The 22947-nt window shown below is 72.1% G+C and carries 19 protein-coding genes and 2 tRNA genes; 6 read left to right on the top strand and 15 right to left on the bottom strand.

Annotation, left to right across the window (positions count from 1 at the left end):
• The first annotated feature begins 55 nt into the window (after nt 1-55).
• Nucleotides 56-805, top strand: a complete 750-nt coding sequence (locus ACH495_RS22550) for an ALF repeat-containing protein (RefSeq protein ID WP_396859678.1) — start codon at nt 56-58, stop codon at nt 803-805.
• 72 nt (nt 806-877) lie between these two features.
• On the opposite strand, the gene ACH495_RS22545 is transcribed toward ACH495_RS22550, so the two are convergent.
• The 4 genes from ACH495_RS22545 to ACH495_RS22530 all read right to left on the bottom strand — a co-directional run bounded on the left by ACH495_RS22545 (nt 878) and on the right by ACH495_RS22530 (nt 4677).
• Nucleotides 878-954 (bottom strand) — tRNA-Ile (locus ACH495_RS22545).
• 120 nt (nt 955-1074) lie between these two features.
• On the bottom strand, nt 1075-2307 hold the full coding sequence (locus tag ACH495_RS22540) for an FAD-dependent oxidoreductase (protein WP_396859677.1): 1233 nt from the start codon (nt 2305-2307) through the stop codon (nt 1075-1077).
• Entirely contained in the window at nt 2300-4435 is a 2136-nt protein-coding gene (locus ACH495_RS22535) for an MMPL family transporter (protein WP_396859676.1), read from the bottom strand. The genes ACH495_RS22540 and ACH495_RS22535 overlap by 8 nt, the downstream gene beginning before the upstream one ends.
• 169 nt (nt 4436-4604) lie before the next feature.
• Nucleotides 4605-4677: transfer RNA gene (locus ACH495_RS22530), tRNA-Asn, on the bottom strand.
• Nucleotides 4678-4872: 195 nt separating this feature from the next.
• Between ACH495_RS22530 and ACH495_RS22525 the strand changes: the two genes are divergently transcribed.
• Both ACH495_RS22525 and ACH495_RS22520 read left to right on the top strand, forming a co-directional pair.
• Nucleotides 4873-5265 (top strand): hypothetical protein, encoded by a 393-nt coding sequence (locus ACH495_RS22525; protein WP_396859675.1) that lies wholly within the window; start codon nt 4873-4875, stop codon nt 5263-5265.
• A 129-nt stretch (nt 5266-5394) separates the two neighbouring features.
• Entirely contained in the window at nt 5395-6579 is a 1185-nt protein-coding gene (locus ACH495_RS22520; RefSeq protein WP_396859674.1) for an ROK family transcriptional regulator, read from the top strand.
• A gap of 113 nt (nt 6580-6692) precedes the next feature.
• Here ACH495_RS22520 and ACH495_RS22515 read toward each other — a convergent pair whose 3' ends face one another.
• The 11 genes from ACH495_RS22515 to ACH495_RS22465 form a co-directional block, all read right to left on the bottom strand.
• On the bottom strand, nt 6693-7700 hold the full coding sequence (locus ACH495_RS22515) for a sugar phosphate isomerase/epimerase family protein (RefSeq protein WP_396859673.1): 1008 nt from the start codon (nt 7698-7700) through the stop codon (nt 6693-6695).
• A 174-nt stretch (nt 7701-7874) separates the two neighbouring features.
• A complete protein-coding gene (locus ACH495_RS22510) occupies nt 7875-9971 on the bottom strand; it encodes a ThuA domain-containing protein (RefSeq protein WP_396859672.1) in 2097 nt (698 codons plus the stop codon).
• Between the two features lie 20 nt (nt 9972-9991).
• Nucleotides 9992-12832, bottom strand: coding sequence for an RICIN domain-containing protein (locus tag ACH495_RS22505; RefSeq protein WP_396859671.1), 2841 nt, complete (start codon nt 12830-12832; stop codon nt 9992-9994).
• Nucleotides 12833-13189: 357 nt separating this feature from the next.
• Nucleotides 13190-14386 (bottom strand): Gfo/Idh/MocA family protein, encoded by a 1197-nt coding sequence (locus ACH495_RS22500; RefSeq protein ID WP_396859838.1) that lies wholly within the window; start codon nt 14384-14386, stop codon nt 13190-13192.
• A 55-nt stretch (nt 14387-14441) separates the two neighbouring features.
• Complete coding sequence (locus ACH495_RS22495) at nt 14442-15485, bottom strand: substrate-binding domain-containing protein (protein WP_396859670.1); 1044 nt, start codon at nt 15483-15485, stop codon at nt 14442-14444.
• 89 nt (nt 15486-15574) lie between these two features.
• Complete coding sequence (locus ACH495_RS22490; RefSeq protein ID WP_396859669.1) at nt 15575-16660, bottom strand: ABC transporter permease; 1086 nt, start codon at nt 16658-16660, stop codon at nt 15575-15577.
• On the bottom strand, nt 16657-18222 hold the full coding sequence (locus ACH495_RS22485; RefSeq protein WP_396859668.1) for a sugar ABC transporter ATP-binding protein: 1566 nt from the start codon (nt 18220-18222) through the stop codon (nt 16657-16659). The genes ACH495_RS22490 and ACH495_RS22485 overlap by 4 nt, the downstream gene beginning before the upstream one ends.
• Before the next feature lie 11 nt (nt 18223-18233).
• Complete coding sequence (locus ACH495_RS22480) at nt 18234-19412, bottom strand: ROK family protein (RefSeq protein ID WP_396859667.1); 1179 nt, start codon at nt 19410-19412, stop codon at nt 18234-18236.
• A gap of 204 nt (nt 19413-19616) precedes the next feature.
• Entirely contained in the window at nt 19617-20633 is a 1017-nt protein-coding gene (locus ACH495_RS22475; RefSeq protein WP_396859666.1) for a YihY/virulence factor BrkB family protein, read from the bottom strand.
• Between the two features lie 205 nt (nt 20634-20838).
• The gene (locus ACH495_RS22470; RefSeq protein WP_396859665.1) at nt 20839-21027 is read right to left on the bottom strand and encodes a DUF397 domain-containing protein; all 189 of its coding nucleotides are present in this window, start codon (nt 21025-21027) and stop codon (nt 20839-20841) included.
• Nucleotides 21018-21821 (bottom strand): Scr1 family TA system antitoxin-like transcriptional regulator, encoded by an 804-nt coding sequence (locus ACH495_RS22465; RefSeq protein WP_396859664.1) that lies wholly within the window; start codon nt 21819-21821, stop codon nt 21018-21020. The genes ACH495_RS22470 and ACH495_RS22465 overlap by 10 nt, the downstream gene beginning before the upstream one ends.
• Nucleotides 21822-22035: 214 nt before the next feature.
• On the opposite strand from ACH495_RS22465, the gene ACH495_RS22460 reads away from it, so the two are divergent.
• The 3 genes from ACH495_RS22460 to ACH495_RS22450 all read left to right on the top strand — a co-directional run bounded on the left by ACH495_RS22460 (nt 22036) and on the right by ACH495_RS22450 (nt 22926).
• The gene (locus tag ACH495_RS22460) at nt 22036-22281 is read left to right on the top strand and encodes a flavin reductase (protein ID WP_396859663.1); all 246 of its coding nucleotides are present in this window, start codon (nt 22036-22038) and stop codon (nt 22279-22281) included.
• Nucleotides 22282-22390: 109 nt separating this feature from the next.
• Nucleotides 22391-22675: a type II toxin-antitoxin system Phd/YefM family antitoxin gene (locus tag ACH495_RS22455; protein WP_396859662.1), complete on the top strand. Its 285-nt coding sequence runs from the start codon at nt 22391-22393 to the stop codon at nt 22673-22675.
• Nucleotides 22672-22926 (top strand): Txe/YoeB family addiction module toxin, encoded by a 255-nt coding sequence (locus tag ACH495_RS22450; RefSeq protein ID WP_396859661.1) that lies wholly within the window; start codon nt 22672-22674, stop codon nt 22924-22926. Before ACH495_RS22455 ends, ACH495_RS22450 begins: the two co-directional genes overlap by 4 nt.
• The last annotated feature ends 21 nt before the right edge of the window (nt 22927-22947 follow it).

The following is a 22947-nucleotide window of genomic DNA, read 5'->3' as shown; positions in this document are numbered from 1 at the left end:
GCCCGCTGCCGGTAGCATCTCCATGTTTTTGCCTGCTACGGGGAGGACCATCCACATGCGATGGAAGTTGTCGGCCGGTGTCGTGATAGCGCTGGCTTTTCTGATTCCGGCGGCGCCAGCGGCGGCTCAGGCTCAGGTGCCCGGCTTGGACCCGGCCTGCCAGACGGTCGAGCGCAAGGTCTACAAGGACTTCCGCGAGCTCATCACCATCGACCTGGACACCGCCAACAATGCCGAGGTGCGGTTGTTGGCCTACCGGCTCCTGGCCGAGGCGCAAGCCGAATCGTTGCACGTTCTACCCGATGACCTCGAGAAGCGGCTGAACGGCACTGCGGACGATCTGCGCGCGTTCCTCAAGTCGGGCGTGCAGGACCGCTGGCAGACGGACCTGCGGGTCAAGACGGGCCAGACCATGACCGGCGCCGGCCCCAACGTGCGGGCCGCGGCGCAGAAGGCACTCGACGACGGGTCCACCGACGTCCTCCTGGCCTACCTGAACACCGGCCTGTACGACGCCCGTGCGCTCGACTGCGCGGCTCAGCCGACGCCGACGGCGACGGCAACCCCGACGGTTCAGCCCACGCCGACGGCGAGCGTCACGCCCAGCGCCTCGACGACGGTCGTGCCGACCGCTGCCCCCTCCGTCAGCCCGGGCGCTCCCGGTGGCGAGGGCGGCGAGGGTGGCGGGCTGCCGGTGACCGGTTCCGACACCGCCACCGTCGCCGGCATCGGCGGCGTGCTCCTGGTCCTCGGTGGCGTCGGCTACGTGATCGGGCGCCGGCGCCGCTCCCGCTTCGTGGCATAGCTCGCGCGACGCGCCCGGCCCGACACGTCGTGGGCCGGGCGCGATCAGCGCGATTGACTCGGGCGTTCGGCGTGGTGGGGCGGGCGGGGTTCGAACCCGCGACCGAGGGATTATGAGTCCCCTGCTCTAACCCGCTGAGCTACCGCCCCGTCACCGCGCCGGATCGTAACCCGCCGATCGATCACCGGCCACCACCGACCCGGCGACGTACGCCGCCGCGTCAGCACGATGGGCAACGCGAGGATAACAGCGAGCAGTGACGCGCTGACTCAGCCCCGCATCTCGTCGAGCACCGCGCCTGCGGTCCGCCAGCCACTGGCCAACGCGCCCTGGATGGACGGGCTGTCCCGGTGGTCGCCGGCCACGTAGAGGCCGTCGCCGAGCGCCACCGGCTTGCGCAGCCGGCCCTGCGGCGGCGGGGCGGCCGGCAGCGCGTCCGGCACCGAGACGGTGGTGAGGTGCGTCCAGTCGGCGGTGGACCGGCCGTAGAGGCGGTCCAGCTCGCGCCGGATCACCGGCTCGGGCGGGGCCTGCGGGCCGACCACGGACGTGGCCACCAGGTGCTGGCCGGCCGGCGCGTACGTGGGCACGGCGTTGCTGATCACCACCGTGTTGGCGATCAGCTCCCGACGGTCGCCGTCGAGCAACAGGATCGGCTCGTCCAGCGGTGGTGCGTCGGTGCGGTGGTAGTAGGTGGTGTACGCGTGCATGCGTACCCGATCGATTTTCGGCAGCAGCGTGGCCGCCGCCGGCGGGTCGGCGGCGACCACGACGGCGCGGCAGGTGATCTCGCCGGCCTCGGTGCGGACGCGACCGGGCGCGACAGCGGTGACCGGCGTCCGCAGGGTGATCTGCTCGGCGGGCAGCGGCGCGGCGACGGCCCGGGGCAGCGCGCCCATGCCGTGCGCGGGCAGGCCGATCCGGCCCCGCGCGAAGGACCGCAGGATGACCGCGAACACGTGGCTGGAGGTGGCCAGCTCGCGGTCGAGCAGCACGCCGGAGAGGAACGGCCGGATCAGCTCCTCGATGATCGCGTCGGAGAGCCCGGCCCGGCGTAGCGCGGCCTCGGTGCTGGTCTCCGGTGCGGTGAGCAGCCGTCCGACGGGCAGGGTGGCGCAGCCGGTGGCGAGCGCGGCCAGGCGCAGCCGGTCGCGCAGCGAGCCGACGGCGGCGGTCAGCGCGCCGGGCGCGCCGGTGGGCTCGCGCAGCGGGTTGACCAGCCGTTCCAGCCGGTCGCCGCGGCGCACCAGCACGCCGGAGGTGAACCAGCCCAGGTCGAGCGTGTCGAGGTCGAGCAGCGTGCCGAGCCGGGGGTAGGCGGCGTTGAGCACCTGGAAGCCCCGATCCAGCCGGAACCCGTCGACCTCGTCGGTGGCGACCCGGCCGCCGAGCCGGTCGCCGGCCTCCAGCAGCCGCCACGACACGCCGGCGCGGTGCAGCCGGCGGGCGGCGGCGAGGCCGGCGAGGCCGCCCCCGACGATCACCACGTCGGTGTCAGGCACGGTCCACCCCCGCTCCGGCACGGTCGCCGTCGCGGTGCGACCGGGACAGCCGGCTGGGCCACCACACTTTCGGCCCGATGTCGTACGCGAGCGCGGGCACCAGCAGCGAGCGGACCACGATGGTGTCGAGCAGCACCCCGGCCGCGACCGCCACGCCCAGCTCCACCAGCACCACCAGCGGCAGCACGGCGAGCGCGGAGAACGTGGCGGCGAGCACGATGCCGGCGGAGGTGATGACGCCACCGGTGACCGCCAGGCCGGCGAGCACGCCGGCCCGGGTGCCGCGTCGCACCGACTCCTCGCGGACGCGGCTCATCAGGAAGATGTTGTAGTCGATGCCGAGCGCGACCAGGAACACGAACGCGAACAGCGGGAAGGACTGGTCGACGCCGGGGAAGTCGAAGACGTGCTTGAACAGCAGCGCGCAGAGGCCGAGCGTGGCCAGGAACGACAGCACCACGGTGGCGATCAGCAGCAGCGGGGCGACCAGGGCACGCAGCAGCAGCGCCAGGATGATCGCGATGACCAGCAGCACCACCGGGATGATCACGTTGCGGTCGCGGACGGAGGCGTCGGCGGTGTCCACGTTGATGGCGGTGAAGCCGCCGACCACGGCGTCCGCGCCGGGCACCGCGTGCACCGCCTCGCGCAGGTCGCGGATGGTCTGTTCGGCGCCGTTGCTGTCGGGCGGGTCGGCGAGCGTCACGTTGAGCTGCACCCGGCCGTCGACCACCTTCGGCGGCGCGTTGGGGTCGGGCGGCGCGTTCTGGCCCTGCTGACCGAGCGGCAGCACCGAGGCGACGCCCTTGACGCCCTGGGCCACCTGGGCGACCCGCTGCGCGGCGGCCTGCTCGGTGAAGATGGTGGCGGGGCTGCCGGTGCCGGCCGGGAAGTGCCGGTCGATGACCTCCTGGCCGGCCACCGAGTCGGTGCGCTGGGTGAAGAGCTGGGACTGACCGAGCGTGGTGGCGCCGAGCTGGCTCACCCCGATCGCGAGGGCGGCCAGCACCACGGCGGTGACGATCCAGACGGTACGCGCGCGGCGTGCCACGAAGCCGGCGATCCGCCCCCAGAGGCCGTGCTCGGTGCGCGGGTCGGCGTCGTCGTGCCGGGGTCGCCGGGGCCAGAACGCCCACCGGCCGCCGAGCACCAGCAGGGCGGGCAGGAACGTGAGCATCACCAGCAGCGTGGCGGCGATGCCGACGGCGCTGACCGGGCCGAGCGCCCGGTTGGAGTTGAGGCTGGACAGCAGCAGGCAGAGCAGGCTGACGATGACGGTGGCGCCGGACGCGATGATGGCCGGGGCGGCGCCCTTCCAGGCGGCCTTCATCGCGTCCCAGGGGCGTTCGTGCCGGTGCAGTTCCTCCCGGTAGCGGGCGATGAGCAGCAGCGCGTAGTCGGTGCCGGCGCCGAAGACGAGCACGGTGAGGATGCCCTGCGCCTGCCCGTTGAGCTTCACCACGTCGTGCTTCGCGAGCAGGTAGACGAAGACGGCGGCCAGCGAGTACGACATCCCGGCGGCCAGCAGCGGGAAGATCCAGAGCACCGGGCTGCGGTAGACGATCAGCAGGATGATCAGCACCACGACCAGGGTGACCAGCAGCAGGGGCCCGTCGATGGCGGAGAACACCTCGATCAGGTCGCCGAGCAGGCCGGCCGGGCCGGCCACGTCGACGGTGAGCCCGTCCCGGTCGGGGCCGGTGATGGCGCGCAGCTGGTCGACCACGCTGCGGATCTGTTCGCCCTCGGCGCTGTCGATCGGGACGATCACCTGGGCGGCCTGCTTGTCCTGGCTGACGACCGGCGGCGGCAGCGGGCCGACCACGCCGGGCACCTGGGCGAAGCGGGCCGCGTCGGCCTGGATCCGCTGCTGGTCGGCAGCGGTGATGCCGCTGGCGCGCTCGTAGACCACGAGGGCCGGCGTGGTCTCCCGGTCGACGAAGCCGGCGGCGAGGTCCTGGGCGCGGGTGGCCTCGGCGTCGGTCGGGAGGAAGGAGGCGTTGTCGTTGGTGGCGACGTCGCCGAGCTTGCCGGCGTACGGGCCGGCGACCCCGCCGACGATCAGCCAACCGAGCACCACCGCCACCGCGATCAGCGTCGCGGTCCAGCGGCTGCGTCCTGCGGCCATCTCCACCACCCTCGGATCGACGCAACAATCGACGCAGCGGGAGTCTAAGTCGACCCCGACCATCCTGCCGTCCGAAGCGGCGTTCGCGGGCGGAAACCGGGCGGGCGCACGGGGATCGGCGACGAGAAACGCCCGTCGGCGTGGCCGACGGGCGTGAGGTGGAGCGAAGCTCCCCCGATTGGACTCGAACCAATAACCTGCCGGTTAACAGCCGGCTGCTCTGCCAATTGAGCTACAGGGGACCGTGCACCGCTCGGCTCGGATCTCCCCGCGCCGTGCGACGGGAAAAGAATACAGGACATCGGGGGGTGGCGCGCCAGGGGGTTTGCCGGCGGCGCAGAATCGGGATAAATCGTCATCTCGGCACAGGGAGGCATGAGCGGCGAGCAGGATGGGTAGTTAGGCGTCAACAGAGTTCAGGGACGGAAGGAGCCGCCATGCGCGGAAAGATCATGTTTCTTGGCGGGCTGGCAGCGGGATTCGTCCTGGGCGCCCGTGCCGGCCGGGAGAAGTACGAGGAGCTGGTGGTGCGCGGGCGCAAGGTGCTCGACCACCCGACCGTCCAGGAGGCGGCCGGCGTCGCGCAGGCTCAGGCGACCCGGCTCTACTCCGAGGGCAAGGACAAGCTCGGCCAGACCAAGCTCGGCGAGAAGATCTCGACCGGCAACGGCAGCACGCCGGGGCTGAGCGAGGCCGACAAGCCGTTCGCCGGCACGCCGGCCGCGGTGGGCAGCAAGGCCGGCACCAGCGGTACGGGCTCGACCGGCGTGACCGGTTCGACCACGACCGGCACGAGCACCAAGCCGAACGGCACGAGCAGCACCCTCTGATACGCACGGACAGCGGGCCGACTCACCCTCGGGTGACCGGCCCGCTCCTGTGTGTCCGCCCCTCCCCTCACGTCACGTCGCCGTGACGCCGGTGTGGCACATTCTCCGCAAGGGGAGGTGGACGATCGCATGACGATGGTCGGACCGGAGACCGCGGATCAGGCGCGGTTGCTGCGACTGCTGCGCGACGACGGCCCCCGGTCCCGGGTCGAACTGGTCGACGTCCTCGGGCTGCCCCGGGCGCGGTTCGCCGCCGAGGCGGACCGGTTGGCCGCGCAGGGCCTGGTGGAGACCGCGGGGCCGGCCGCGTCCCGGGGTGGTCGCCGCTCGTCGCTGCTGCGGATCGGCGCGCAGGTGCGCTTCGGCGCGGTGCTCGTCGGCGACGGCCGGCTGCGAGTCGCGCTCACCGACGGTGAGCTGAACCCGATCACCCGGATCGACGAGCCCGTCGACGTGCGGCACGGCCCCGAGGCGGTGGTCGGCCGGACCGCCGAACTGCTCGGCAAGCTGCGGGCCGAGGCCGGGCTGGCCCGGCTGACCGGCGTCGGGGTGGCGCTGCCCGCGCCGGTAGCGGTCCGCGACGGCACGCCCGTCTCCCCGCCCGCGCTGCCCGGCTGGCACCGGTTCCCGGTACGTGACACGCTCGCCGCCGAGTTGGGCTGCCCGGTGCACGTGGACAACGACGCGAACGCGATGGCGCTCGGCGAGTCGCACGCCGGCACCGGCCGCCCGTTCGACGACTTCCTCTACGTCAAGCTCGGCGACGCCGTCGGCTGCGGGCTGGTGCTCGACGGCTCGCTCTACCGGGGCGCGGCCAGCGGCGCCGGCGACATCGGGCACCTCCAACTGGCCGAGGACGGACCGCTCTGCGGATGCGGCAACACCGGCTGCGTCGAGGCGTACTGCGGGGATGCCGCCCTGGCGCGGGACGCGGTGACGGCCGCGCGGGCCGGGCGCTCGGCGGCGCTGGCGGAGCGGCTTGCGGCGGCCGGCGCGCTGACGATGGCCGACGTGGCCGCGGTGGCGACCGCTGGCGATCCGGCGGCGCAGACACTGGTCCGGGACGCCGCCCGCCGGCTCGGGCAGGTGCTGGTCGGACTGGTCAGCTTCGTCAACCCGGCCATCGTGATCATCGGCGGTGCGGCGCCCGGCATCGGGCCGGTCCTGCTGGCCGAGATCCGGGGCGTGGTCTACCGGCGTTCCACGCCGCTGGCCACCGGCAGCATGCCGATCGTCCTGTCCGACCTCGACGACCGCGCCGCCCTGATCGGCGCCGCCCGCCTGATCAGCGACCAGACCTTCACCCCTCGCTGACCCGCCCCCACCCCGCGCGATCTTGCAGTTTCGGCCCACAATATGCCGGGGTTGACCCCTTATCGGAGGGCCGCAACTGCAAGATCGCGCAAATGGGCAGGGCGGGAAGGGGGTCAGCGGGTGGTGCTGAAGGCGGCGTCGAAGGCGGCGGTGGGGGCGTCGAAGGCCAGGCGGCGGACGAACTGGAGCGCCTCGGGTGCGCCGACCAGGCGATCCATGCCGGCGTCCTCCCACTCGATCGAGATCGGGCCGTCGTAGCCGATCGCGTTCAACGCGCGGAAGCAGTCCTCCCACGGCACGTCGCCATGGCCGGTGGAGACGAAGTCCCAGCCGCGCCGCAGGTCGGCCCAGGGCAGGTGGGAGGCGAGCCGGCCACGCCGGCCGTCCCCGGTGCGCACCTTCGCGTCCTTGCAGTCCACGTGGTAGATCCGGTCGGCGAAGTCGAAGATGAAGTTGACCGGGTCCAGCTCCTGCCAGACGAAGTGCGACGGATCCCAGTTGAGCCCGAACGCCGGCCGGTGGCCGATCGCCTCCAGCGTCCGCTTCGTGGTCCAGTAGTCGTACGCGATCTCGCTGGGGTGCACCTCGTGCGCGAAGCGCACGCCCTCGGCGTCGAAGACGTCCAGGATCGGGTTCCACCGGTCGGCGAAGTCCTGGTAGCCGCGCTCGATCATGGCGGGCGGCACCGGCGGGAACATCGCCAGCGTGTGCCAGATGGACGAGCCGGTGAAGCCGACCACGGTCCGTACGCCGAGCTTCGCCGCCGCCCGCGCGGTGTCCTTCATCTCCTCGGCGGCGCGGCGGCGCACCCCTTCCGGCTCGCCGTCGCCCCAGATCCGCCCCGGCAGGATGTCCTGGTGCCGCTCGTCGATCGGGTGGTCGCAGACCGCCTGCCCGACCAAGTGGTTGGAGATGGTGAACACCTGAAGGTGGTGCTTGGCCAGCGTCTCCCGCTTCCGCTCGACGTACGAGTCGTCGGCGAGCGCCTTGTCGACCTCGAAGTGGTCACCCCAGCAGGCGATCTCCAGCCCGTCGTAGCCCCACTCGGCGGCGAGCCGGCAGACCTCGTCGAACGGAAGGTCGGCCCACTGGCCGGTGAAGAGCGTGATGGGTCGCGCCATTGTCGTTCTCCCCTGTCGTGATGGGGGATTCCGGGTGCGGGCCGGGGCGAGGGCGACCGGGGACGGCGACGGCCCGGCACCGGTGGACGCGTAGAGCGTCTGCGCCCGGCGGGTTGCGCCTCCCGACGGGTCACCGGCCACCTCGCGGTCGCCGTCCCCACTCTATGGCCTACCTCACGGCAGGGTCCAGCGCTGGTTGGCGGCCCCGGTGCAGGTCCACAGGTGCACCGGCGTGCCGTCGGCCGAGTTGTTGCCGGACACGTCCAGGCACTTGCCCGACTGCGGGTTGCGCAGGGTGCCGTCGGCCCGCGCCGCCCAGTTCTGCGCGCCGCTGCCGTTGCACGTGTAGAGCTGGATCTTCGTGCCGTCCGCGCTGGCGCCGCCGGAGACGTCCAGACACTTCCCCAGGGCCTTCACCGGCCCGTTCGGGGTCACCGTCCAGGACTGTGCCGTCGAGGAGTTGCAGGTGTAGAGCTGGATCTGCGTACCGTCGGCGGTGGCCGCGTTGCGCACGTCCAGACACTTGCCGGCCAGGCCCCGCACCGGGCCGGTGCCGCCGGTGCCGCCGCCCCGCACCAGCGTGAAGTCGTCGACGTCGAACAGCCCGGAACCGCTGCCGGTGAACGTCAGGTGGACCGTCTGCGTCCCCGACGGCACCCCGCTCAGCGTGGTGCTGACGTCGGCGAAAGTGGTCCAGCCGCCGGTGTTCGGCACCGCCACCTGGCCGAGCACCGGGCCGGTCGGCGAGCCGGTGCGCACCTGGATGGCGCCGCCCGGGCCGCCGGAGACCACCCGGGCCCGCAGCGACGTCACCCCGGTCAGGTCCAGGTTCTGGTACGCGGCCCAGTCGCCCGGGTCGACGTACCCCAGGGTCTGCCCGCCGTTGGCGCCGGCCTTGGCGAACGCGCTGACGCCGCTGGCCGCGCTGAACGCCTCGGCCTGGACGGTGGTGGTGCCGCCCGGCGGCGGGGTGCCGCCCAGCTCCTTGATCCGGATGTTGCGGAACGACGCGTCGTCGCCGGTGCCGTGGTTCTGGATGCCGACGTGCCCGGCGAGCGAGCGGACCGGGTCGGTGTTGGTGAAGTCGTTGACGCGCACGCCGTTGAGGAAGACCTGGAGCCGTTCGCCCTCGACCAGGATCTCGTAGGTGTTCCACTCCCCCGCCGGGTTCAGCGCCGCGTCCCGGGCGGCCAGGTCGGCGGACTTGAAGCCGTAGATCGCGCCGGTGGTCTTGTCCGCCGCGTCGGTGGGGTCGATCTGCACCTCGTAGCCGTTGTTCACCGCCGAGTTCGGGTCGCTCGACGGCGGGAAGCCGACGAACACCCCGGAGTTGTCGTCGCCGGCCAGCCGCCAGTTCAGCTTGAGCGAGTAGTTGGTGAACTGCTTCGCGCTGTACCAGTAGAGGCCCATGCCGCCGACCGAGGTGAGCGTGGCGTCGGCGTTGGTGAAGCTGCCCGGCCCGGCCTGCGACCAGCCGGTGGTGCCGCCGTCGTAGAGGGCGGTGTAGCCGGTCTCCGGCCGGCAGTCGGCAGTCGTGCGGCCGGCGGCGTAGCGGATGCCGCCGAGCAGGTGCGCCCGGAACGCCGCGTCGGCGTACGACGCCTGGGTGTGCCCGCCGCCGGTGTAGAACGACCGGCCGCCGCTGTACGTCTTGCACCAGGCGTGCGGGTGGTCGCCGCCCATCGCGCCCCCGGAGTACGTGGACTCGTCGAGGCTGGCCAGCACGTGCGCGGTGGAGCGCGCGTTGGTGCGGTAGTCGTACCACTCGTCGGTGCGGTTCCACCGCTGCGGCAGGTGCGCGGTGGCGGCGTGCGCCCGGTCCTCCACCTTGACGGTGGCCGGCTGGATCGCCGGGTGGGACGCGAACCAGGCGCCGACCAGGTTGCCGTAGAACGGCCAGTCGTACTCGGTGTCCGCGGCGGAGTGCACGCCGACGTACCCGCCGCCACCGCCGATGTACGCCTCGAACGCCGACTGCTGGGTCGCGTTCAGCACGTCGCCGGTGGTGTTGAGGAAGATCACCGCCTCGAAGCGGGCCAGGTTGGCGGTGGTGAACTGGGCGGCGTCCTCGGTGGCGGTGACGGTGAAGTTGTTCGCCGCGCCCAGGTCCCGGACGGCCTGCGTGCCGACCGCGATGGAGTCGTGCCGGAAGCCGGCCGTCTTGGAGAAGACCAGCACGTCGTACGGGGCGTCGGCGGCGCTCGCCGGGGTGGCGGCGCTGGTGGCGGCCACGGCGGTCACCGCCACCAGCGCGATTCGGAGGAGTCTCATCGGCGTTCTCCCTTCCCGCCTCACGGCAGCGTCCACTTCTGGTTGGCCGCGCCCGTGCAGGTCCACAGGTGCACCGGCGTGCTGTCGGCCGAGTTGTTGCCGGACACGTCCAGGCACTTGCCGGACTGCGGGTTGCGGACGGTGCCGTCGGCCTGCGCCGCCCAGTTCTGCGCGCCGCTGCCGTTGCACGTGTAGAGCTGGATCTTCGTGCCGTCCGCGCTGGCGCCGCCGGAGACGTCCAGGCACTTGCCGTACGCCTTGACCGTCGAGTTCGGGGTGACGGTCCAGGACTGCGCCGCGGTGCCGTTGCAGGTGTAGAGCTGGATCTGCGTGCCGTCGGCGGTGGCCGCGTTGCGCACGTCCAGGCACTTGCCGGCCAGGCCCTTCACCGGGCCGGTGCGCACGCTCGACGTGGTGAACGTGAACGCGTCCAGGTCGTAGAGCGCGCCGGTGCCGCCGGCGAACGTGAGGTAGAGCGTGGTGGTGCCGGCCGGCGGGTTGGTGATCGTGCCGGTGACCGTGGTGAACGAGTCCCAGGCGCCGGTGACCGGGACGGTGGCCGAGCCGAGCACGGTGCCGGTGGCGGAGCCGGCCCGCACCTGGAGCGTGCCGCCCGCGCCGGCCGAGGAGACCCGGGCGGTGAACCCGGTCGCGTCGGCGAGCAGGTACGGCTGGAACGCGATCCAGTCGCCGTTGTTGATGTCGCCGACGGTCTTGCCGCCCTCGGCGGTGCCCTTGTCGAACGTGTTGATCCCGGACGAGGTCTTGAAGTGCTCGGCCTGCCGGTGCCGGGGCTGGAGCGTGTGCTGGGTGTGCGTGGTGAGGCCGCCGGCGTCGGTGTACTCGGCGTCGAAGATGGCGAAGATGTTCGCCGCGTCGTCGTGCTCGCCGTCGACCGGGATCGCGATGGTGCCGGTGCAGCCGGTCGCCGAGGTGATCTGGTGGCCGTGCTGGTCGTGGCCGAGCACGTAGGTCATCCTGACCTTGGTGCAGTCGATCGTGCCGTCCTCGGGGTCGGTGACGGTGATCCGGAACGGCACGGTGTCGCCGAAGGCGAACAGTTTGCCGTTGCCGGGCGTCTCGATGACCACCGTCGGCGCGGTGTTGCCCACGGTGATGGTGACGCTGGCGGTGCCGGTGGCGCCCTGCGGGTCCCGCACGGTCAGCGTGGCGGTGTAGCGGCCGTTCGCGGTGTAGGTGTGCGACGGGTTGGCCGCGGTGGAGGTGCCACCGTCACCGAACGCCCAGGCGTACGTCAGCGCGCCGCTCTCCGGGTCGGACGAGCCGGCCGAGGAGAACGCCACGGTCAACGGGGCGGTGCCGGAGGTCTTGTCGGCGGTGGCGCGGGCCACCGGGGCGCGGTTGCCGCCGCCCAGGTAGTCGAAGCGGTAGAGCGCCGAGTTGGCGTCCCCGTTGAAGTAGCCGGTGCCGTAGTCGAGCACGTAGTAGGCGCCGTCCGGGCCGAACGCGGAGTCCATCACCTGCTTGCCGGTCCACGGGAACGCGTCGATGGCGCCGGGTGAGCCGTCGGCGTCGACGTGGATCGGCTTGATCCAGCCCCGGCCGAACTCGGTGGCGAAGAACTGCCCGTCGAAGGACTGCGGGAACTTGGTGGTGGACGGGTTGGCCGCGTCGTACCGGTAGACCGGGCCGCCCATCGGCGACTCGGAGCCGCCGCCGAACTCGGGCGGGCTGCCGGCGTCGCCGGCGTAGCGGATCCAGGCCGGCTTGGCCGCCGGCAGCGTGGCCAGGCCGGTGTTGCGGAACGAGTTGTTGGTCGGGCCGCTCGCGCAGGCGAACTTCGCGCCGGCGGTGCCGGTGGCGAAGTCCCACTCGGCGTACGTCTCGGCCGCCGTGTTGGTGCCGGTGCAGTACGGCCAGCCGTAGTTGCCCGGCCCGGTGACCCGGTCGAACTCGACCTGCCCGGACGGGCCGCGCGCCGAGGTGGTGCCGGCGTCCGGCCCGTAGTCGCCGACGTAGACGATGCCGGTGGCCTTGTCGACGCTCATCCGGAACGGGTTGCGGAAGCCCATGGCGTAGATCTCCGGGCGGGTCCTCGCGGTGCCGGGCGCGAAGAGGTTGCCGCTCGGGATCGCGTACGTGCCGTTGGCGTTGACCTTGATGCGGAGGATCTTGCCGCGCAGGTCGTTGGTGTTGCCGGCGCTGCGCTGCGCGTCGTACCCGGGGTTGCGGTTGGTCCGCTCGTCGATCGGGGCGTAGCCGGCGGAGTCGAACGGGTTCGTGTCGTCGCCGGTGGAGAGGTAGAGGTTGCCGGCCGCGTCGAAGTCGATGTCGCCCCCGACGTGACAGCAGAGTCCCCGGTCGGCCGGCACGTCGAGGACGTCGACCTTGCTGGCCTGGTTGAGCGTGAAGTCGGCGTTGAGCGTGAACCGGGACAGCCGGTTGACGCCCTGCCAGGCGGAGAAGTCGGTGCCGGTGGCCGGCGCGTCCCCGGCCGGGGTGGACAGCGGGGGCGCGTAGTAGAGGTAGATGTGCCGGTTGGTGGGAAAGCCGGGGTCGACGCCGACGCCCTGCAACCCTTCCTCGTCGTGGGTGTAGACCGGCAGCGTGCCGATGACGGTGGTGACGCCGGCCGCGTCGGTGCGGCGCAGCGTGCCGTTGCGGGCGGTGTGCAGGACCGACCGGTCGGGCAGCACCGCGAGGGACATCGGTTCGCCGGTCTCGGCGACGCCGCGGGCGAGTTCGACCTGCTGGAAGTCGCTCGCCGGGATGGGGTGGGCGGACGCCGGGACGGGCGTCGTGGCCACTGTGACCGTGCCGGCGGTGATCGCGAGCAGCAGCGCCGCGCCGGCGGCGAGTCGTCGTCGGGCGTGGGGGTGGTGATGGGGGTGGCTGGACATGCCGTGCTGTCCTTCCTGACGCGCGCAGCCAGGACCGGGCGCGCGTCGCGCCGGATGCCGAAGGGGGAAGCGTTGTGCTGGCCACGACAGTAAGACCTTTCGATCAGCGTGTCCATAGCTTTCGATCTATCGTCGTAAACTTTTGACTGTGAACGACAAAAGTCGGCCCTCCGGTGCGGCCGGGGAATCCCGGTCCGGCCACACCGGAGGGCCGTGCTGGTCGTGCCGGCCGGAGGGTTCCGGCGGCGGCACGCTCCCCGACGCCGGCCTCGTTCCCGCCACGGGGCGCAACCGCGGCGGGCCCTCGCCGGCCGGCGCCGGAAGGGTGTCGGCGGCGCTCACACGCCGCGCGGGGTGTTAAGCGGGGCCCCTTCCTCTACCGAATGCGTTAAGCGGGGCCCCCTCCTTCGCCACCTCGACCCAGGCGGCGTCGGCGGCGGACCGGGTCACCGCGTCCAGCACGAGCTGCACCTGCAACGCGTCGGCGAACGACGGGGTCGGGTCGGCGCCGGTGGCGACCGCCTCGACGAAGTCGCGCATCTGGTGCGTGAAGGAGTGCTCGTAGCCGATGAGGTGGCCGGGCGGCCACCACGCCGCCAGGTACGGGTGTTCCGGCTCGGTCACCAGGATCCGGCTGAAGCCCTGCTCGGCGGCGGGTCGGGTGGCGTCCAGGAACTCCAGTTCGTTGAGGCGTTCCAGGTCGAACACCACGCTGCCGCGCGAGCCGTTGATCTCGACCCGCAGCGCGTTCTTGCGGCCGGTGGCGAACCGGGTGGCCTCGTACGTGGCGAGCGCGCCGCCGTCGAGCCGGGCCACGAAGACCGCCGCGTCGTCCACGGTGACCTCGCCGGTGCCCCGGCCGTTGCCGTCGGCCTGCGCGGCCAGGCCGCTCGACCCGGCCGGCAACGGCCGCTGCCTGACGAACGTCTCGGTGAGCGCGCTGACCCCGGTGACGAGCTGCCCGGTGACGAACTGGGTCAGGTCGATGATGTGCGCGCCGATGTCGCCCAGCGCGCCGGAGCCGGCCCGGTCCTTCTGCAACCGCCACACCAGGGGGAACTGCGGGTCGACGATCCAGTCCTGGAGGTAGACCGCCCGGACGTGCCGGATCTCGCCGAGCCGCCCGTCCGCGACGAGTTGCCGCATCAGCGCGACCGCGGGCACCCGCCGGTAGTTGAAGCCGCACATGGCGCGTACCCCGGACTCCCGGGCGCGGGCTGCGGCGGCGGTCATCTCCCGGGCCTCGGCGACGGTGTTGGCCAGCGGCTTCTCGCACAGCACGTGCTTGCCCGCGGCCAACGCGGCGAGGGCGATCTCGCGGTGGCTGTCCCCGGGCGTGCAGATGTCCACCACGTCGATCTCGTCGGACTCGACGAGTCGCCGCCAGTCGGTGGTGTACCCGTCCCAGCCGAGCCGGTCGGCGGCCTCGGCCACCTTCGGTTCGTCCCGGCCGCAGACGAGCGCCATCCGCACCCGCGCCGGCAGGTCGAACACCCGGTTCACGGTGCGCCACGCCTGCGAGTGCGCGGCGCCCATGAACGCGTAGCCGACCATGCCGACCCGCAGGATGCTGTCGTGACTGGACAAGCTGGGTCTCCCCCCGTGTGTGTCAGAACCCGAGCTTCAGGTAGTCGCCCGAGTTCTCCTTGGTGATCGTCTCGGAGGAGAGCACGATCTCCTTCGGTACCTGGAGTTCCACCAGGTCGGACATGCCCTTGCCCTGCCCGATGAGCCGGGCCAGGGAGATGGCCGAGGAGGCCATCGACGGGCTGTACGTGACGGTGGCCTTCAGCACCGTGTTGTCGGCGGCGATGTCCTCCATGGCCTTCTTCGAGCCGGCGCCGCCGACCATGAAGAACTCCTTGCGGTTGGCCTGAGTGACGGCGGCGAGCACACCGATGCCCTGGTCGTCGTCGTGGTTCCAGAGCGCGTCGATCTTCGGCAGCGCCTGGAACAGGCCGGTGGCGGCCTGCTGGCCGGAGTCCACGGTGAACCCGGCCGGGCGGCGGTTGGCCACCTTCAGCCCGTACGAGGCGAGCGTGTCAGCGAAGCCCTTGGAGCGTTCCTGGGTCAGCTCCAGCGAATCGATGCCGGGGATCTCCCCGATCACCGGGTTGCTCACGCCCTTCGCCTTGAGCTGCTCGGCGATGTAGGTGGCGGCGGCCACCCCCATGCCGTAGTTGTCGCCCTTGATCTGGAGCCGGTAGGCCCGCGCGTCGGGGAACGCCCGGTCCAGGTTGACCACCGGGATGCCGGCCTTCATCGCCTCCAGGCCGAACGCGTTGAGTTCCTTGCCGTCGTGCGGCAGCAGCACGATCACGTCCGGCTTCTGCGAGATCAGCGTGGACAGCGCCGCCCGCTGGGCCGCCGCGTCCGCGCCGGCCTCCACCGACTTCAGCTCCACGTCGGCGTACGCCCCGGCCTGCGCCTTGGCGTTGTTGGTGATGGCGGCGATCCAGCCGTGGTCGGCGGCCGGGGCGGAGAAGCCGATGGTCACCTTCTTGCCCGGCTCGGCGGCGGCGCCGGTCGCGGCGGCCTTGGTCTGCGCCTCGGTCGGGGACTGCTCGTTGCTCGTGCAGCCGGCGAGCAGCACCCCGGCGGAGACGGCGGCCCCGCCGAAGAGCAACCGGCGGCGTGACAGGTCCCTTGTCATGACGGCTCCCTGATGAGGTGGTGGGGTGGTTTCGGGTGCGGTGGGTCGGGCCACCGTCTGCTCGACGGCGGCCGGGCGGTGCGGTGGGGTCAGGTGGTGGTGGCCCGGTTGCGGGCGAGGAACTGGGTCAGGCTGCGGAACTGCACCTGCTGGACCAGAACGGCGGCGACGATGATGCCGCCCTTGACCATGTTCTGGGCCTCGGCGGAGAGGTTGTTGATGGCGAACAGGTTGGTGATCGTGGAGAAGATGATCACCCCGAGCAGGGAGCCGATGATGGTGCCCCGCCCGCCGCTGAGCAGCGTGCCGCCGATGATCGCGGCGGCGATCGCGTCCAGCTCGTAGAGGTTGGCCATGGCCGCCTGGGCGGAGGTGGCCTGCGCGGTCAGCATCACCGCGGCGATGCCGCAGCAGAGGCCGGAGAGCGCGTAGAGCAGCACGGTGTGCCGGCGCACGTTGATGCCGGCGAGCCGGGCCGCCTCCGGGTTGCCGCCGACCGCCACGGTGCGACGGCCGAACGTGGTCCGGTTGAGCAGCACCCAGCCGGCCGCCACCACCGCGATCAGGAGGTAGACCAGCAGCGGGATGCCGAGCACGTTCGTGGTGGCGATGCCGTTGATGAACGAGCTGGTGGAGACCTGGGTCTGCTTGTCGGAGATCTCCGCCGCCAGCCCTCGGGCGGCGACCAGCATGGCCAGCGTGGCGATGAACGGCACCAGCCGCCCGTACGAGATGAGCAGCCCGTTGACCACGCCGACGGCCAGCCCGACGGTCAGCGCGCTGAAGATCATGCCGCCGGCGCCGTAGCTCTGGGTGGCGACAGTGGTGCACCAGACGCCGGCCAGCGCCACGATCGCACCGACCGACAGGTCGATGCCGCCGCCGATGATCACGAAGGTCATGCCGACGGTGACCACGCCGACCACCGAGGCGAGCTTGAGGATGGTGAGCGTGTTGCCCCACACCCAGTTCGGGTCGCCGTAGAGGTCGGGGCGGGTCAGGATGCCGATGACCACCAGCACCACCAGCGTGGCCAGCAGGCCGAGGTTGCGCTTGGCGCCCTCCCCGCCGTCGCCGCGCCACCAGGAGAGCCGGGCCGGCGCGTCGACCTTGGCGGTCTCCGCCCGGTCCACCGGCGGCGACTGCGCGGGGAGCGTGGTGTGGGTATCGCTCATGCCGGGGTGCCTTCCATGAGGGACCCCGCCATCACGAGGTCGAGCACGGTGTTCTCGTCGAGTTCGCCGGCCGGGGCCTCGCGGACCACCCGGCCCTCCCGCATCACCAGCACCCGGTCGGCCAGGCCCAGCACCTCGGGCACCTCGCTGGAGACCAGCAGCACCCCGACGCCCCGGGCGGCCAGGTCCCGGATCACCTGGTACAGCTCGGCGCGGGCGCCCACGTCCACGCCCCGGGTCGGCTCGTCGAGCAGCAGCAGCCGGGTGTCCCCGAGCAGCCACCGGCCGACCACCACCTTCTGCTGGTTGCCGCCGGAGAGCGTGCGCACCGGCCGGCGTACGTCCCGGGGGCGCAGCTCCAGCGCGGCGGCGATCCGGTCCGCCTCGGCCCGTTCCCGCCCGGTGTCGGTGAAGCCCAGGCGGGCGTACCGGCCGAAGGTGGCCAGCGTGACGTTGCGGTAGATCGGTTCGCCGAGCAGCAACGCCTGACTCTTGCGCTCCTCGGGCGCCATGCCCATGCCGGCCCGGACCGCCGCGCCCACGCTGCCCGGGCGCAACGCCTTCCCGGCCAGCCGGACCGTCCCGGCGTGCGCCCGGCGGGCCCCGAAGATGGTCTCCAGCAGCTCGGAGCGGCCGGAGCCGACCAGCCCGGCGATCCCGACGATCTCCCCGGCCCGCACGCCGAGCGACACGTCGGCGAACTCGCCGTGCCGGGTCAGCCCGTCCACCCGCAGCAGCTCCGCGCCGGCGCCGTCGTCGGCCGGGCGCGGCGGGAAGACGTACTCGATGGTCCGCCCGGTCATCCGGGCGACCAGGTCGCGGGTCGGGGTGTCGCGCGCCGGCAGGCTCGCCGCCGTGGTCCGGCCGTCCTTGAGTACGGTGACCCGGTCGCCGATCTCGCGGATCTCCTCCATCCGGTGCGAGATGTAGATGACCGCGATGCCCTGCGCGGTGAGTTCCCGGATGATCCGGAACAGGTTGCCCACCTCGTCGTGGGCCAGCACCGCGCTCGGCTCGTCCATGATGATCAGGCGCGCCTCGTGGGACAGCGCCCGGGCCATGCTGACGATCTGCTTGCCGGCCGCCGGCAGGTGCCGGACCAGCCGCCCGGGCGGGATCTCCGGGTGGCCGAGCCGGGCCAGGATCTGCCGGGTACGCCGGGCCATCTGCCCGCGCCGGACGAAGCCGAGCCGGCGCGGCTCGTGGCCGAGGAACGCGTTCTCCGCCACCGACAGGTCGTCGACCAGGTCGAGTTCCTGGTAGATGGTGGCGATGCCGGCGCGCATCGCGGCCTGCGGGTTGGCGAACGCGGCCGGCTCGCCGCGCCACACCACAGCGCCGGAATCCGGCCGGTGCACGCCGGCGAGCACCTTGATCAGGGTGGACTTGCCGGCGCCGTTCTGCCCGAGCAGGCAGTGCACCTCACCGGCGCGCACCTCCAGCCGCACGCCGTCCAGCGCGCGTACCCCGGGGAACGTCTTGACCACGTCGGTGAGGCGCAGCACCACCTCGCCCGCGACGGCGTCGGCGGGCGCCTCGACGAGTGGCTCCTTCCCGGTCATCTCCACCCCCTTCATGCGGCTTCCCCGAACGCGAGGTCGCTGGCCAGCACGGCCGCGCCGGCGACGCCGGCGCGCGGGCCCAGCTCGGAGAGGACGACCGGCAGGTTGCCGGTGGCCAGCGGCAGTGAGCGGCGGTAGACCACGCTGCGGATCTCGGCGAGCAGGATGTGGCCGAGTTGCGCGAGCCCGCCACCGATGACGATCATCGACGGGTTGGTGAAGCTGACCAGCCCGGCCAGCACGCTGCCGACCCGCCGGCCGCCGTCGCGGATGAGCTGGATGCAGGTGACGTCGCCCTCGACCGCGCCCTGCGCCACGTCGAGCGCGGTCACCGCGCCCCGGGCGGCGAGCCGCTCGACCAGGGCCGGCGAGACCTCGGCGCGGGCCGCGGCGGTCGCCTCCCGGGCCAGCGCCGCGCCGCTGAACACCGCCTCCAGGCAGCCGAGGTTGCCGCAGGAACACATCGGGCCGTTCGGGTCGACCTGGATGTGGCCGATGTCGCCGGCGCAGCCGTCGGTGCCCCGGTAGACCTCGCCGTGCAGGTAGATGCCGCAGCCGATGCCGGTGCCGATCTTGATGAAGAGGAAGTCGTCGACCGAGTGGGCGACGCCGCCGTGCCGTTCGCCGATCGCCATGATGTTGACGTCGTTGTCGACCACGGCCGGGCAGCCGTGCTCTCGGGTCAGCAGCTCGCGGACCGGGAAGCGGTCCCAGCCCGGCATGATCGGCGGGGAGACCGGCACCCCGTCGCGGAAGCTCACCGGGCCGGGCACGCCGATGCCGATCGCGTCGAGCCGCTCGTACGCGCCGTCCGCCTTGGCCTTGTGCAGCAGGTCGTTGACCCGTTGCAGGGTCACCTTGGGGCCGGAGCGGATGTCGGCCGGTTCGGTGTACGCGGTCACCGGCTCCAGCCGGCCGTTGACCACCTCGACGTCGATCGAGCTGGCGCCCAGGTCGACCGCGGCGAAGCGCAGGCGCGGGCTCAGCTCGACCAGGGTGGAGCGGCGCCCGCCGCGGGAGGCGGCCAACCCGGCCTCGGCCACGTAGCCGAGGGAGACCAGCCGTTCCAGCTCGGCGAGCAGCCGGGGGCGGGGCATCTGGAGGCGGTCACCGAGCTCGGCGCGGGAGATCGCGCCCTGGTCCCGGAGCAGCCGCAGGAGCCGTACGTGCAGGGGATCGACCGTCCGCACCGGCAGTCACCTCCGCATCGGAGTCGTGCACATCGACGCAATGCCGAGGTGTCGTGTCCGACACAGTAGGAGCCTTCCGGGTCACGTGTCCATAGCTTCGGCTCATTCAGCGAAAACTTCTGTCCGTATGAACAAAAGCTCCTTTCGGATCATGAAAACGCGCCGCCCCGCCCGGTTCTCCGGGCAGGGCGGCGACGTGCGAGGTCAGCGCGGCGCGGGCGCGTTCCGCTTCTTCCGCAGCTTGCGATCGTCGCGCAGCTCGACGTAGGGCTCCTCGTCCTCGGGCAGCCCGGCGGCGATGGCGCGGCTGCGCTCCAACTCGGCGTCGAACTCCGCGCCGAGCAGGATGGCCACGTTGCTCAGCCAGAGCCAGACCAGGAAGATGATCACGCCGGCCACCGCGCCGTACGTCTTGTTGTACGAGCCAAAGTTGCTCACGTAGAGCGCGAACAGGCCGGACACCACCAGCCAGAGCACCACGGCGAGGATCCCGCCGGGGCTGACCCAGCGGAAGCCGCCGTGCCGGGCGTTCGGCGAGGCCCAGTAGAGGATCGCGAACATCAGGCTGACCAGGAGCAACAGCACCGGCCACTTGGCGATGTTCCACACCGTGACCGTGGTGGAGCCGAGCCCGATCGCGTTGCCGGCCTGCTCGGCCAGCCCACCGGTGAACACCACGATCACGGCGCTGACCAGCAGCAGCACGCCGATCACCGCGGTCACGCCGAGCCGGATCGGCAGCGTCTTCCAGATCGGCCGGCCCTCCGGCACGTCGTAGATGCTGTTCGAGGCGCGCATGAAGGCGGCGACGTAACCGGAGGCCGACCAGAACGCGGCGACCAGACCGATCACCGCCGCGATGCTCGCCAGCCCGCCGGACTGGCCGGCCTGGTCGATCGCGCTCTCGATGATCTGTCGGATGTTCGGCTCCGGCACCGCTTGGCCGACCGTGTCCCGGACCCCGTTGGTGGCCCGCTCGCCGAGCAGGCCGAGCACGGAGATCAGCACCAGCACGCCCGGGAAGATGGAGAGCACGCCGTAGTAGGTGAGCGCGGCGGCCCAGTCGGTCAAGTTGTCGTCCGAGAACTCCCGGACGGTCCGCTTGAGCGTCGCCACCCAGCCCGGACCCGGCAGGTCGGTCGGGCTGTCCGGACCGTCGTCCGGCCCCACCGGCCCGGTGTGCTCGCGCCCCTCACGGGCGGAAGACTCGTCGCTGGCCATCGCACCTCCCTCGTCGTCGTGCCGTCCTGCACGACTTGCCCCGAGGTCGGGTCGGGTAACCAGCCACTTCCCAGGAAACCCGGGACCGGCCGGTGCCGCATGATCAGGGACCGAGCCGACGGGCGGCGGTGGCGGGACACCTCGACACCGCCGCCCGGCGTCGGTCAGCGGGCGGGTCACCTCGACACCGCCGCCCCGGCGTCGGTCAGCGGGCGGCGAGCCGGTCGACGAACGCGCGCCAGGCGTCGGGCGCGAAGGCCAGCACCGGGCCGGCCGGGTCCTTGGAGTCGCGCACCGCGACCCCGCCGGGCCGGGCGTCCGCCACCTCCACGCAGGCTCCGCCTGCGGCATTGCTGCGGCTGCTCTTGCGCCACCGGGCACTGCTCAGGTCCATGTCTCCGCCACCTCCGTCATGAAATCGACTGACTGCTGGTGCGACAGCGCCTCACCGCGGACCGACTCCCACACCTCGACCATCCGCCGCACGTGGTCGGCGCGGTCGATCACCTGGCCGTGGAGCTGCCCCTCCTGGAAGACGACGTCCTCGCCGTGCGGTGGGGTGGCGATCACGAACGGGCCGCTGACGCCAGCGTAGGCACCGACGGTGAGCGGCACAACGTGGATCCGCACCCGGGGCAGCCCCGAGCCGACCTTCACCAGGTGGCGAGCCTGCTCGCGCATCACCTCGGGCCCGCCGACGCTCCGGCGCAGCACGTGCTCGTCGACGACGAACGTGAGCAGCGGCGGCCGGTCGCGGGTCAGCAACGCCTGCCGGTCCAGCCGCGTCGTCACCTGCTGCTCCACCTCGTCCGGCGCGAACAGCCGGCCGCCGGCGAGCAGCGCGCGGGCGTAGCCCTCGGTCTGGAGCAGGCCCGGCACGCAGATCGGCTCGAACCAGCGCAGCGCGGTGGCCTCCGCCTCGATGCCGGGCCAGTCGCGGAACCACGGCACCACGGCCTCCCGGCCGATGCGCCGCTGGATGCGCTCGAAGCGCCCGTCGGTGCCGAACACCGTGTCGCAGCGGCGGGCGAAGTCCAGGCTCGGGCGGCGCTCACAGGTCTCCACCTTGGCCACCAGCGCACCGGAGTAGGTGAGCGCCTCGGCCAACGCCGCCTGCGACATGCCGTTGGCCGCGCGGGCCAGCCGCAGCTCCTCCGCGAAGTGCTCCAGCATGGACGACAGTTCCACGGACAGCCTCCGTACATCCTCGACACACCCGGGAGCCGGCCGTCTGACGCGCTGGTCGTCGCCGTGCCGGACGCCCCACCGTAGTCGGAACGTCACCAGACTGTCACGCAGCGGGACCGCTCACGGGATCGGACGGCGGGCGGAACCACGCCGGGGGCGTCGGCGCACGACGAGGTCCGTCGACGCCCCCTCCCACTGCGACGGAGGTACGCCCATGCCCCGGTACCGTCCGCACGTCGCGGCACGCCCGTCCTGGCGCTGCCGGATCTGCGGCGCGGCGTGGCCCTGCTCCCCGGCCCGGCTGGCGCTGCTCGGTGAGTACCGCGAGGACCGGGTCGCGCTGCTGATCCATCTCGGCACGCTGCTGTGCGAGGCCACCGCCGACCTGACCGCCGGGCGGGACGGCGCCACCCCGCAGGGCCTGGCCGAACGCTTCATCATGTGGGCCCGCGCCCGGTGAGTCGCGTCGCTGGCCGAACCGATCCCGCTGCATCCCGGCGCGCGGCGGTTCTATCGCAGCGCATGAGCGCTAGTTGTACAATTTATTGTACGTTAGCCTGGGAGGCGTCATGCGTACCGTGCCCTACTCGGAAGTCCGACAGAACCTGGCCAAGATGCTCGACCATGTCGTCGACGATGCCGAGGAAATCGTGGTCACCCGCTCCGGCCATGAGGCCGCCGTCATCATCTCCTTGCGCGAATACGAGTCGTTGAAGGAGACGGCGTACCTGATGGCCAGCCCCGCCAACGCGCGTCGGCTCAACGAAGCTGTCGAGGAACTGCGCAGCGGGGGCGGGGAGACCCACGACCTGATCGACCCCGACGCCGGTTCGGACGGAGCGTCGGCGGCGTGAAGGTCGAGTTCGCCGGCCGTGGCTGGGAGGACTACCTAACCTGGCAACGGGATCGCCAGATGCTCAAGCGGGTGAACACGCTGATCGAGGACATCCGGCGCAATGGCCACCAGGGCATCGGCAAGCCGGAACAGCTTCGGGGTAACTGGGCGGGGTTCTGGTCACGGCGTATCGATCAGGAGCATCGCCTGGTCTACCGGATCACGGATGACACCGTACAGATCGCGCAGTGCCGCTACCACTACGAGTGAGCGCTTGACCCTCACACCGTG

It is taken from the genome of Micromonospora sp. NPDC018662 (assembly GCF_044391475.1).
GTDB lineage: Bacteria > Actinomycetota > Actinomycetes > Mycobacteriales > Micromonosporaceae > Micromonospora.
The sequence above is the reverse complement of the archived record's forward strand: the minus strand, read 5'-3'. Positions and strand labels throughout refer to the sequence as shown.